The 13,308-nt window shown below is 37.0% G+C and carries 9 protein-coding genes and 1 pseudogene; 3 read left to right on the plus strand and 7 right to left on the minus strand.

Annotated elements, in window-relative coordinates:
• Nucleotides 1-1,147: 1,147 nt before the first annotated feature.
• The 4 genes from DYY65_RS06525 to DYY65_RS06540 all read right to left on the minus strand — a co-directional run bounded on the left by DYY65_RS06525 (nucleotide 1,148) and on the right by DYY65_RS06540 (nucleotide 6,739).
• Nucleotides 1,148-2,116, minus strand: coding sequence for a hypothetical protein (locus DYY65_RS06525; RefSeq protein ID WP_162477170.1), 969 nt, complete (start codon nucleotides 2,114-2,116; stop codon nucleotides 1,148-1,150).
• 1,174 nt (nucleotides 2,117-3,290) lie between these two features.
• Nucleotides 3,291-4,688: a DEAD/DEAH box helicase gene (locus tag DYY65_RS06530; RefSeq protein WP_162477171.1), complete on the minus strand. Its 1,398-nt coding sequence runs from the start codon at nucleotides 4,686-4,688 to the stop codon at nucleotides 3,291-3,293.
• Nucleotides 4,689-4,703: 15 nt separating this feature from the next.
• The gene (locus DYY65_RS06535) at nucleotides 4,704-6,227 is read right to left on the minus strand and encodes a hypothetical protein (RefSeq protein WP_162477172.1); all 1,524 of its coding nucleotides are present in this window, start codon (nucleotides 6,225-6,227) and stop codon (nucleotides 4,704-4,706) included.
• Between the two features lie 89 nt (nucleotides 6,228-6,316).
• Nucleotides 6,317-6,739, minus strand: coding sequence for a hypothetical protein (locus DYY65_RS06540; protein WP_162477173.1), 423 nt, complete (start codon nucleotides 6,737-6,739; stop codon nucleotides 6,317-6,319).
• A 152-nt stretch (nucleotides 6,740-6,891) separates the two neighbouring features.
• On the opposite strand from DYY65_RS06540, the gene DYY65_RS06545 reads away from it, so the two are divergent.
• Nucleotides 6,892-7,629: a hypothetical protein gene (locus tag DYY65_RS06545; protein ID WP_162477174.1), complete on the plus strand. Its 738-nt coding sequence runs from the start codon at nucleotides 6,892-6,894 to the stop codon at nucleotides 7,627-7,629.
• Nucleotides 7,630-7,974: 345 nt separating this feature from the next.
• Nucleotides 7,975-8,370: a hypothetical protein gene (locus DYY65_RS06550; RefSeq protein WP_162477175.1), complete on the plus strand. Its 396-nt coding sequence runs from the start codon at nucleotides 7,975-7,977 to the stop codon at nucleotides 8,368-8,370.
• Nucleotides 8,371-8,487: 117 nt separating this feature from the next.
• On the opposite strand, the gene DYY65_RS06555 is transcribed toward DYY65_RS06550, so the two are convergent.
• Entirely contained in the window at nucleotides 8,488-9,291 is an 804-nt protein-coding gene (locus tag DYY65_RS06555) for a PKD domain-containing protein (RefSeq protein ID WP_236561707.1), read from the minus strand.
• A 1,132-nt stretch (nucleotides 9,292-10,423) separates the two neighbouring features.
• On the opposite strand from DYY65_RS06555, the gene cax reads away from it, so the two are divergent.
• Nucleotides 10,424-11,569: a calcium/proton exchanger gene (gene cax / locus DYY65_RS06560; RefSeq protein WP_255457479.1), complete on the plus strand. Its 1,146-nt coding sequence runs from the start codon at nucleotides 10,424-10,426 to the stop codon at nucleotides 11,567-11,569.
• A gap of 410 nt (nucleotides 11,570-11,979) precedes the next feature.
• On the opposite strand, the pseudogene DYY65_RS12460 reads toward cax, so the two are convergent.
• Both DYY65_RS12460 and DYY65_RS06575 read right to left on the minus strand, forming a co-directional pair.
• Nucleotides 11,980-12,798, minus strand: a pseudogene (locus tag DYY65_RS12460) (DUF72 domain-containing protein).
• A 38-nt stretch (nucleotides 12,799-12,836) separates the two neighbouring features.
• A complete protein-coding gene (locus DYY65_RS06575; protein WP_162477179.1) occupies nucleotides 12,837-13,184 on the minus strand; it encodes a hypothetical protein in 348 nt (115 codons plus the stop codon).
• Nucleotides 13,185-13,308 lie beyond the last annotated feature (124 nt).

Below are 13,308 nucleotides of genomic sequence, written 5' to 3' on the forward strand. Positions count from 1 at the left end.
AGATTATCAGTTTAATCTGGCATCAGAATTACCATACAAAAAGTTGCTAAATGATGTAAATAACAATCGTGTTAATGGTTTGCTTGTGATAGAAATTATTCCCAGGGATCAAATCAACAACCGTTTGTTCAAATTCCAAAAAATGTTGATAGAATTGAAGCCTTTGGCGCATGGGTAACTGATAACCTTGCAGGTGGATGGAATGAACTGCATCCGGCTTGGAAAGTTAAGATATTGTAGGATGAACCTGGCCTAAAATATACAAAAAATTTTATATGTTCTGTGAGTATTTTTTGGTTTCATAAAAAATATGTATTAACTATATCTAATTCAATAATGAAAGTAATATCCTCCAATGCTTTCACATTCTTAACTGCCTTCACTTCACCTATTTCGATAGCCCACAAACGTAACTTGATGATCAGTCTAATGTCCTGCCGACGAATAAGCGTTTGACAAATTGGTAGAAAGGACACAGAACGTTGGTCATAGTGTATCTCATATCATCTATTCTCCACTATGACCAAGTTGTTTATTATCTACCGTGTGTATATTATAATAAGCAACAACACATATCACTGCAGACTACAATCGGTTTCTGATATCTAGCAATCCCGTTGGTGACTGGTTGTAGTCTGTCTATTTGTCTAACTATTAACTACTATGTCTTCCTTGTTATAGCAGCGTTTCATCGACCAATGAACAGACAGATTGCAACCGCTGCCATCTGTCTAACATAATCATGGCCTGTTGCAGTCTGTTTGTTAACTATACCATACTCGCAAAGTATGTCCAATCCAGACAGGCCATGTGTGTAGTGATCACACAGCATACTGCGATGACCATATGGCTATGATCAAAATCCTCCATCAGGTGAATAACTGATATTCCTGCTATTTTGCAATCAACAGCTGACGCCCAAGTCAGCTGAAATTTAGGATATATGCGCTTCGACAAATGGCCAGTTGGAGAAGACTAATGCTTTATCACATTAATGCAATCATACATAGCCGTCTTCAAACATTACTGCTGGTCATGAGTTATAGATGAGTATCAGGAAAAGTCTATCTGAGAGTGATTTTTAAAGAATGGTGAGCCACTTCTGAAAGGGCAGATAGAACAAAGAAAATCGATTGGTTGGTAGTCGTTACCCTAGTTTCAGATTATATGCGGTTATAAGAGTCGGGTGTAATTTGACATGAACAATTTCCATAACACCTGTAAATGGTGATTTGTTATTTACGGCATTCTTTAGATCATCAATATATTTTCCAATAGTAGTTGTGGAGCTTGTAGTATTGGATGGTGCTACTGGTTTGAAATTCTTGTTGAAGGTTTGTTGTGCCATAGAAGCTAAGGCTTGTGTTGACTGATAGGCAGTCATATTCTTTATTGAGGAATTATTTTGATTCATTGCAGCTTGTCCACTCATAGAATTCATTCCTGACATTGCTCCGCTGCTGCTTCTTCCAGCGCCCATATTCATTCCTGACATTCCCTTGCTAGTACTACTACTATTGGTAGCAGTATTCATATTCATTCCAGTCGTCTTCATTCCTCCCATACTTGCGATTGTGCTTTGTGATATTCCAAGTGCTTTACCATAATTATTATATATTTCATTTGCTAAATTAGCTAATACGAGTGCCTGCGTCTTTGGATTGTTAAGTAGATTACTGCTGATTCGTACTGTGGCCGCTTCATCTAGAAGGTTATTAACATTTGCGACTTTTTGTTGTATAGAACTAGAATTTGATTTCGAAGCTGGAGTTGTTACAGAATTCTGCAGATCATTTAAGGACTTTATCAAGTCTGCTGTTACTCTAGGGTTCAATTCAGATATCTGAGAAGTCCATGTTGTATTTACTACTGGATCCTGTTGAATTAAGAGTCCAAGGGCTGCTTTAGCATGAATCTGAGCTTGTTGCGTATTGTTTATTGCATCCTGTGCTACGAGTTGAGTTTCTGCCTTGGTTTTACTTATCAATGTCAAGAACAAAGCATTTTCATTTTCAGAAAAGGTATGAGCCATTACGGCTGGATTAGAGAATAACAACAAAACAAAAGATAACGCCGTCACCAAGCCTAATGTAGAGGAGGATGAAGTTATCTGCATTTTCAACTAATATATTCGAATTATATATTAAGATTTCTGGTACAAAGTACGAAGGAACATATCCAACAAAGGAACATACGCCAGTCATGTACATCTAATTGATTGACACTTGCTTTTGCTTGTACAAATTGTAACAACTAGCATTCTCCAGACCACTAGGTCGTAGTCGGACTTTAGGTGGCCCACTTATACCAGTCTTAACCTATGCAACTCACTGGCTCGCTGCACGCTCGACCTCTGTAATGTTGCCAAAGCTTCTTTTTCCTTTCGGTGTTGTTGTACGAACCTGTATTGTGGGAAGTCAGTAGAGTTGTGAGATCATATCGCTAAATAGCATGTAACTCATCTAGGACTTCATTAATCAACAAAGCCTCATAAGTTAGACGTTTATGCTTTTTTAATATCCCTGTGCTTGAGAGTCCTTAAGTAACTGTCATCATAATTTTTTATATTTCTTTTCTTGAGGTCATTCAAAAACTTTAATTCCGTCTTACTTAGCATATCACCATTTTTTTAGAAGCTGACATACTAATAGATATCTATATTCCGAAATCGGACTCATGAACGTTGCCACCTTCGGCAACGTTATTATATATATTGTTTCCATATGTAGAAACATGGACGAAAATCTCATCACATCCGGAGCCACAAACGAGCCTTTTTCTTTTCACTTTATCGGTAGGATGCGCAGAAGAGTCAGGATCTAAGCGATCAGGGCTACTCCTACTATTAACCCACTACGTATCACTCTCCCTTTCAGATGTGGATATCTATTGCTCATCTGTCTTCCATCCTAATTTTGTATGCATACAGTTGCACCAGTATTGGTAATGCCACCTGCTACAAACACCTCGTTAATAGAATATAGAAGCTTAGTTTAGTACAATTGCAGATAGTCAACATGACTTCATGTAAAAAGTAGTATTTTAAAATTATAAAAAAATAGTTTGTGTCATATTTCGGTGCTATGGATAAATCAATAATCTACAAGACTTTACTGTATCCTCTCATATCTCTAGTGCTTGAACTCTTGCAATCCACATCGAATAGGATCAATAGATATTGTTTTCCTCTCCAAGGGCAAATCAAGATGCTTGTGTAGTCTTTGGGCTTAGGTGAATTCTAAAAGTTCTCCAGGAAAGATTGGGTGAGCTAAAGATATGCAAACACAATATTATTTAAGGATCATAGGTGCTTCAAGTATTTCACCATATTTTGATTCGATCAGCTTTGCTAGGTTTCGTGCATAATTAGTTTTGGAACTGCTGCAATATCCATTAATCATCATGTCGAAATTCCCAATAATTATTAACTTCTTCTTGGCTCTAGAGATTGAAACATTTAGGTCCTGTAACTCTCCAGCTGCGCCAAGGTATCTATCTTTATTATTTCTTACTAATGAAAACAACACTATATCAGCCTGAGTTCCAAGCGCAGTGGTTGTAGTAGTGACTCTAATATCATGGTTGTCAAATAAATCCATTTGTGCCAATAAATTACTAATAGCCATTACTTGGCCCGTAAATCTCGTAATTATAACAATACGTCTCTGTTCTTTCAATCGTTGCTGCTGTTGTGGCATATGCTTAACTAATTGTTTACAGATTTTTGCACATGCTCTTGCTTCTGCTAGATTGGCCCAGGAGCTTTCTTTAGAAGGTGTTTCTTCGCTATCATGTATATCTAACCAAGTAACAACTTCATCTGGATCAAGAATCCGTTTAAAGTCATGCTCTAAGGCGTACATATTAGTAAGATTTAATCTTCTTCCAGCAACCTCAGGTGCTGACATCAAACCTCCATATTGAGCAAAATCATTAACAAGACTAGCTAGTTTATCTGGTAGACGATGCGTAATATGTAATGTATCATAACTTGCAGATTTTATGATCCATCCAATAGCACTAATATTGTTGTAGTAGCCGTCAGCACCGCAATTACCACCACTGATACTGATAGGCTGTGATTGTTTTGGATCACCTACTACAGTAGCTGCAATACCGCAGTGACTTAAGAAGTTCATTAGTTCTTTGAGTTGTTGCTGTAAGTTTGGCAGCCTAAAGTCTGCATATGTCAAATTTGAAATATAATGTGATGACAGTCTGGTAGAAGAACTTAAGCTCATCTGCAGCGGCATCAGTAATTGATCAATCTTTGTTATACTGGCTTCATCGATTATTAGTCTATCAAATCCAATATCCTTGGGTAATCTTGGAAGAGAAAGAATTGTACAGAGAATGATTCTTTTAGACTTAATTACACCTACATCATTACTAAACGGTATCGGTAATGATCGGTCAGCGGCAGTACTGTTACCCGCTCTAACACACAGCTTACTAGCCGCGGCATCACCAAGAAGATAACAAAGTTCACGTCCAAATTCATCTGTTGCCGCATTTGTATAAGCAGTCAATAGTACATTGTGTGCCAATCCATCAACAATCATATTTCGTGCCAATGCACTTCCTAGGGTCGTTTTACCAGAACCAGGAGGGCCTATTACAGCAGCTATATCTTTTGCTGCCAATCTCCAATCCATCATACGAATTTGCTCAGAGTCGAATTGGATCATTTTGTCAGAACTTACTTAGCTCTTCACTCCATCCATCACACCATCTATGCTGGGAGAAGTGGAAGAATTATTGTCAAAGACTAAATTTGGCACCATTGTATCAGCAGCTAATCTATGCAATTTGTGTAAGGGATAAAGCATTCGTCTAGTAAGATTGATTTCATCTGGTATGACTATTAGTTCATAACTGTTTGGGTCTCCATAAAAGAGCTGTTCTTTTGCATGCTGAAGTGTAGTATACATTCGAAAATCAACAATTAAGATATCAGGTTTGACATCATGTATGCTAACACTTTTACTTACACATGCAAATAATGGGATGTTAGTTTCTTTTCGAATGATTCTGACAATCTTCCGTGGCTCAAGGTAGAATTGCTTGTCAGCGCTATCTTTTTTGACTAAATATACTAATGAATCATTATGGTTGCAATCTCCAACCTTCTCAAATCTATAATTTCTGTGTATAATCTTTGCATACTCCAAGAGGTTTAATGCCTCCTGTTCACCATATTCTTGTATCATTTGTGAGATTACAAACTTGTGTCTATACGTCTCACCTCGCTCTCTACATATCTTGTAGCGGGTTGCTAATGTAAAACGGCGGATCCTATCATAGTCTGCAGGTATTTGACCTATTTTAGCCAAATATGATTCTTGATGATATCGGTAGCATTCTTCAGTTGATTTTGTCTTTCCTATATCGCATACAGCGCAAAAATCTGGTCTCTCAGGTTTTGGATTATTACCACAAAGCATGTCATACGCAAATTGTCTTTCTTTTTTGATTTTCAAGATAGCTTTCTCAGTTAGTGGCAATCTAGGAATAAAGGCTCCTTCATAGAAAATGATTGACCCAAATAAGCAATTAGTCCATTCATCTTCATTTCCAGCATATCTGTAATTAGCCAACAACAGATTTGCAAGCAATTGCCATTTCTCCTTGCCACTGCTGTTTGCAGGATTGAGATCATAAGTTTTCCAGTCTACAAGTCCGTAGCGATTGCCTTCATATTCAAAAATGGCATCAACTGTTCCTTCATGAAATTTAGATACATTCGTAATAGTAATTTCAGTAACTACGCTCTTTGGGCACTCATATTTTTTCATGATACGCTTTGTAAGACCAGTCAAGATGCCATATACTCGGTCACGTATGTCGTACTCAAAATTATGATCTAATGGTTTATTTCGTCTGCCTTCGCTTTGGACACGATCTCTAGTCTTCTGTATTACTTGCTGTATGATATTTTCAGAGTCCTGTTCAATCGAATGAACCACAAACGCAACTTCGTCTTTTGTGACACCATATTTCCAATGTTCAGGAACAATTCTAAGAGCAATTAGACTCATTATTTCATGAACTGTGTCAGCTACAACAAAGTCATCCTTTCCGCTAACTACACCATAAGGATAAGATAGTTTGAATAGGTTTTCACAAACACATGCTGTTGCGAGATCTGTAGACTGCACTATATTGTTTTGTGAATGTAACAATGTCTTGTACAACCTCCTGATGTCCATCAGTTTATGTACTTGCATTTGAGAATCAACCTATTGCATGAGTGTAGTGTTTGTAAGAAACTATTCATAAACACTTACTGCTTATAGTAGTCATTCGTAGCATTTTGTCAATGGCTTCTATCTGTATTTTGAAATCTAAGCTGTTGTTGCTCATGTCTTGTAGATGGTTCTGCTTCTTCTTGATGAATTTCTTTTTGGGCAAGGTTAGAAGCTAATTCATAAACAAATTCTTCAAGGTGTACCGCAGCCTTTGACTTTGGATGCAACCAATACATTTTAGTTCGTCCACTAACTGTCCGTTTCAGCTGAGCAATGTTGTTACTAATAAGCTGTGGCATTGCCCTATTAACGGTCTTCGTAGATAATTTGGTCATATCAGCAATTTCTGATTCTGAAAAATCAGAGCCCTTGTGAATTATTAGAAAATCAACTATTCTGGCTGGTGCACTATGAAAAGCCCGCTCTAGTGGTCCGATGCCTTCGCATGGCTGACTATCTAAGTCTGGTTCTTCCTTGCTGTCGTTAGCCATGCTTAAATCTCCGTACAACTGCAAAGCTTGTATACATACTTTAATGTATTGTATAACAGACTAATAAGTATTCCGAGGCAGATGCATATATCCTTCATACTGGACAAAAATGTCTATAGGTATTTATAGGTCTAGTGCTATTATAAACAAACGTGGGCGAGAACATAGTCTGGAAGCAATCACATTTTGTAGCCCTACGTTATCTTTATCTGAAATGTTATGTCGATGGCTGTACAATTGCAAAAGAAACTATGCTGAAAGACTGTTTCCGAGGAAGTGAAGTTATGGGTGGTGAGATGGCCCTAAACGACCTACAACAAAAATCATTTGTCCTCTCATCAAATAAGAATGGAAAAATGTTGATTTCTGTCAATAAGCGCTTTTTACCTCAGATAAAAAGGATAATCGATTACACAAAGCCAGCTACCAGCTTTATTGAAACACAGCCCATGGAAAATCTCATACCTGAAGGATACAACAGAGACCCTCTTTTTATAACTGAAGGTGACAGGTATTCAAAAGGTGTCAAAGGACGTCATTACTATTATGAACACAAATCCAAAGTACATGATATGGTTTGTATTATTATTAGTGGCACAAGCAAGCAAAGAAGGTACTTTCTAGGCTCGGTTCACGATTTCAGATCAATAGTCTCAGAAGTATATAGAGTTGCAAAAAGAAAGAAAAAATTCTATAAAGCCGACTTTAATACCGCTACTGACATTCCTCATGGGATAGTTGAAAATCGTCAGCCCATTAAAGCAGCTATTGATATTTTGGAACATTTCAATCTGGTGAGGAAAACGGGCAAATCGAAAAGAGGATCGGATGAATATGAGGCTATTTCTGAGAACGTAGTACCAACTACGTTATCTGACTTTAATGTTTGAACTTGAGGTTAAGTTTCGCCGGTGCTAGGCATTACGTATACGTACTTAAGCTCAGTAGGAAGTATGATTGGACACTCATTGCGAGTTACAAGGCAATAGAGTAAAGTTACTGCCCATGTACATATAATGGACTTAAGAAGAATCGATTTAAGCATCCAATAAGGATAGACGCCCTCAATGGTTTAACTTCTAGCAACCATACTTATCCTTGTAGATTTCAAGGGCGGATCACCTTTTCTAAATAATATTTCGGATCAGGAGTGGCAAACACTGCTGCCTAGAAATGAGTTGGAATGGCTGACAAAAAGCAGTAAGAGCTCTCTTCCAATGGACTGCTGCTAGAAGATGGCACAGCAAAACAAGCTACGGGGAATTAGGATTTATTTATCACGTATCACTATTGTCATAATCATGACAGACATTCCAATCAGTACTAAGGATTCAGAGAAAGAAGAATCGAACATAAGAAATAGACTGATGGATGAACTCTGTAAACGGCAAAGAGACGCTGAAAGAAATGGTCGACCTACAGAATTCAGAATTCATTTTTATGACGTATGGGAATCTAGTTTCGCAGCTTTTCAAAATAGGGAGTATATTGATGTCTCTTTAGAAAGATTTAGAGCAGGCAGCGATTATTTTGAGCATCTATTTAGAGCAGGCAGCGATTATTTTGAGCATCTACCCAACGATATGGTTCGTCTTACTGAGCATGGGAGAAGATATTGTCAAAGCAAATAGGATAAAAAGATAAATAAATTGAAAATTCACATCGCAGATAAGATGTCTGCAGAAGAAAAGGTGTTCTATTAAAATAAAGAAGGACTAAACTGGATATCTTCTACTATTTAACTTCAATCATCTTGCATTGCTTATTGGTGGAATTAAAGGAGGCTGTTGTATTAGTTGTTGCCGTTTCTGTGGCGATGGTAATTTTTGTGTGTTATAATTTGTAGGAATATTGACTAAATAATTCTGAGCTTTATTTTGATTATTCGAAGTAACTGTTTTAGTAACAGTAGTGGCCGGCGACTTTACCTGAGGCAAGGATGATGATAATGATAATGCGTGGATAGCCATAGTTGGTTTATCAAGTACATTTACTAACGATGTACCAGTCTGTCCCCAATTATCGGTAACATTTAGTTGAAATTGCAGAAGTGTATTTGTAGTAACTATGGGGGCTGTGAAATCCCATACTGGGCTATTTACAGCGCCTAAATTAATGGAGCTTGTAGGAATCTGCTTCCACGAATATCCTAGAATTATTCCATTTGGCGATTTGCTTTTTGATGCGTTCAGAATTACAGTTGACCCAGCAGTAACCGTTTGGTTATGCCCTGCATTAGCAATGGGTGGAAGTCGAGAACTAGGATAATTACCGCCTAAGCTAGATGACGTTGCTGTAGACATAATTGATAATGGATTTATTAAATTGGGAGAAGGTGTTGCAAATACGAATGGTGAAGAAGAGGAGCTCTTGTTGTTAATTTGTTGCTCCTCCTGCTGTTTTATTTGGACTATGTTTACTGATGTTGTCATAGGAATTGCAACGCTAGAGGAGTTTGTTAATTGAGCATGAACAGCACTACTACTGCCATAAATAGTAGATAATAGAAGTATGATAGAAAATGAGAGCAACACTGATAATCGAAGCCCCATTTACCAAGTTTTTTCATTTAATAGAAATATAACTTTGGATTATTTTATATCATATAAATCATTTAGATATTTTAGCAAAAGTTTATTCTATAAGAGATATACTGCTATTTTTAGGTAAGAAGAAAAGCTCCCAAGTGCCTACGCATCTTCTTTGCCTCTCATGTAGATTCTGGTGATAATAGGAAGAATGATATTGACACTCTATTTTTCAAAGTAGCAAATACAGGGATATCGAGACAAAGGACCTAAATGATCTTGGAGAAAAAGTACACAGAATGGGAGAGATGTTAATTGAACGGCCGAAGTAATTAATACCCAGTCTAGACAATGATCTGAAGAAATACCATTCGCTTATTATGTGTTGTACATTTGTTCACATACTTATGATATGCAAGAACGAAGAGTACTAAACGACAATGAATGGTTTGATCGGTTGCAATGGATGAGAAAAGTGAGGGCCTTTTACTTTCTGAGATATTCATTATATGCTTTAAATTCCATGCATTTGATATATCGTTCATTTCTTTATACTTTAATACTTTAGAATACTTTGAATACAAAGTTGAGAACCACATCCACCTCCTCATCCCCGTTATTTGGGGGGCTTTTTTCAACATAGATTCCAAATCCTAAGAAGGAAGTCATAATAGAAGTATTACCAGATTATCATGAAGGCGGCAGATTGAGCCCTTTAGGTTTGTCAGTTCAGCAAGACCTGAGTATTGATGTTGATTGAGCTATCTTATTATAGTGATTATATACTCACTCACATATACATAAACTGCAGCTAGAGTGTGGTAGCTATCTAGGACTGATATCTTCAGTTTGATGTAAATACATTTCGTAGATAATTCCTGTACATTACAGAATTCTATTATAATGATGCCGGTTTCTAAACAAAAAAGTCATCATTGAGTAATCTATCTCTGGATAAGTAACAGTTATCGATCCATTTACTTTTGACATTGTTTTGAACTTCACAATACTTCTTTCATAATTTAGCAGAATGTGTTATATAAGATAGTATTCGATACCATATTCGAATGGAATAATGTTATATCCACCTAGTTTGATATGGGTTATGAAAGGAGGTTGAAGCATTATTATCAATGTTAGGCTAAAGTCCATTGCTTTGTATTTTCTTATTATTTTTGCACCTATGGCATTAGTATTGCAATTTAGTCACTCTGAAATTATCCTAACTTTCCTTTTTGCAGCCATTGCTTTGATTCCGCTAGCAAGGTTAATTGGTGATTCAACTGAAAATTTGGCCACACATTATGGCACAACAACTGCTTCACTATTGAATGTAACATTTGGCAACGCTGCCGAAATTATAATAGGAATAGTAGCTTTATCTGCAGGATTATCAAATTTAGTAAAAGCTTCCATCATAGGCTCCGTTATTGGTAATATACTATTGATTTTTGGATTGAGTCTTTTTGTAGGTGGTCTGAAGCAGAAAGAACAATCTTTCAACAGGGAGCATACGGGCTATCAATCCTCCATGCTGTTCTTAGCTATTATTGGATTGGCAATCCCTACTATATTAGCTATTACCGTATTAGGACCAGGATCAGGAGCGAATTTAGAAGATGGACAAAGAAATATTCAATTCATAAGCGATATTCTTGCTGTAGTATTACTAGGGGTATACATAGCTAGTATAATATTTACGTTTGTTACCCATAAACACTTATTTACCGTTCCTTTGATGGAGGGAGAACAGGATAAACTACAAAAGATAACAAAGGATAATAACAATAATTACAGGGACATAAAATACCGGGAACCATATTCTAAAAGAGATGGTTCTCAATGGAGTAAAAAAAAATCTTTACTAGTACTTGGAGCTAGCGTGGTTGGCGTTATACTGACTAGTGAAGTGTTAGTTAGCTCGATAGAAGAAGCAATCAAAATATTCGGATTTGGTGAAATGTTTGTTGGTGCAATTATCATAGGTATAGTAGGCAACGTTGCAGAACATAGTAGTGCAATCATGCTTGCACGAAGGGGTAAGCTTGATTTGTCAATAGGAATTGCAGCTGGTTCAGGAACCCAAGTAGCTATTTTTGTCGTTCCGGCCCTAGTGATAGCAGGTTTGTTTCTTAATAGGCCATTTAATTTAGTTTTTACGATTTATGAATTGGCTGTTGTATTTCTTGCTGCTATAATATTGAATCTAATTGCACATGATGGTAAAAGTAACTGGTTTGAAGGAGTAATGCTCATAGCTGTCTATATTATGATCTCGGTGGGATTTTTCTTCATAAGATAGCCTAAACAAGACGGCAAGAGGACGGCACAGAGATTACAAAGTGTGAAAAATAGTCTAGGAGTTTAATGGCTCAGTAGAAATCACCATGCTTTCTCACGAACCTATCTAGCACATGCCTAAGTATAGGATTACCTTAAGAGCCGTCATTATCTCTTACCAGCAATCTTTTTGATTTATCAGCTATTAGAAATACATAAAAAGTGCATTTAACCGTTTTCAGGTTCCCTCTGAAGAACATCTATCTACACTTAAGACCAGGATGGCAAATGTAATATGTATCAAGGAATTTTTGTTAAAGATGCCTTGGCCTATGTCCAACAAGTTAAACTCGGATGTTTCTTAAAGAATCTAGGATTCCATGATTCATTAAAAATCATGAATACAAATCATAGCATGAGTTAATAGAAAAGTTAACTTATAAAATCAGAAATCGAGCGCTGTTTCATGTCATGATGAAGAGGGTGCTCTTGTTCTTCTTTCTCTTCCTCAATCTCCCTGTTCTCCCATTTGGCATCTGCCAACCCTAACATGTTTCTGAAGATGTTCGCCGTACCTGGACCAAACCCTGCATAATGATTGTTTGCTGCTATGATTGCTTGTTTTACACGTTCGCCCTCTTGGAGATTCTTGATGATATCAGCGCTTATCTGCATCTCAGCAATCTTATCTATTTGTATTCGACCAAAATCCTTTTCACAAATACTTCTGTCACCAATAAACCGTACGTAAACAAAATCTGTGGTGACAACTGGAGGTATTTGTATTGCAAAGAAACTGTAGGATAGATCCTGAAACCATGAAGGATGTCGTATTTCTACCGCAAATCTGAAGCGATTGTCCAGCAGAGGCATTAAACCTCTTAGGTGTTCCAGACCCTTATGTATCTGAATTGAAGGACGTAATTGTATTAAAAGGGCAAGTGTTTAATTCTCCAAAGGTCTCATTGCATCAAAGAATCGCTCTAATTCGTCATCAACTTCTTTTAATCTCTTATCATGCGTTATTACCTTTGGGAATTTAGCGGTGAATTTGAAATTCTTGGGTGTCTTCATGGCCCAATTTTTGACCATCTGTTTGCTCGGTGTTCTATAGAAAAAAGATTCGATGTCTACATAATCAAAAACATTTGAATAATAACCTAACCAACTAGTATTTTCAGTAGCGGAAGGATAGAATGGACCTTCCCATGAAGTGTTCGACCAGCCAGAACAGCCGACATAATATTGCAATGTTTGGACAGCATTCTTCTAATGCGTTTAATACTATTTTACACAACGGATACTTTTGCTAAGTAATTTTCACTATTCCAGAGATTTATTGTAGGATTAATTCCGTGGGCGGATTGGAATTGGAGTAAATTCTCTGGGTGATTGAGAACATACACTTCCATTGTGTGGTGTGGACACTCCAGGGTTGCCACTACACAAAAGGTATGTGATGATGCCTCCGTACCACCAAATAAATTTTTGGTAGCGAAGGAATGAGGGTGGGCAATAGCACAGACATTGTCATCGCTATTACACGTAAGGACCTTTCTCGGCACCATCGTCTGTGCATTGACGATTTGTGAAGCAAAACAAGTCGTTGCTATGGTACCTAGCGCTAATATTGCCATAATAAGAGATTTGATATATATTGATTAATACTACATATATACCAGCCCAAATATTGGTTGATAATGTTAGACCTCGAATTCGCAATAATCATAACTATTGCAATAATGCTTTCGATTCCTGTGA

Origin of the sequence: Nitrososphaera sp. AFS, from assembly GCF_009898475.1 — an archaeon.
In the GTDB taxonomy this organism is placed as follows: domain Archaea; phylum Thermoproteota; class Nitrososphaeria; order Nitrososphaerales; family Nitrososphaeraceae; genus Nitrosopolaris.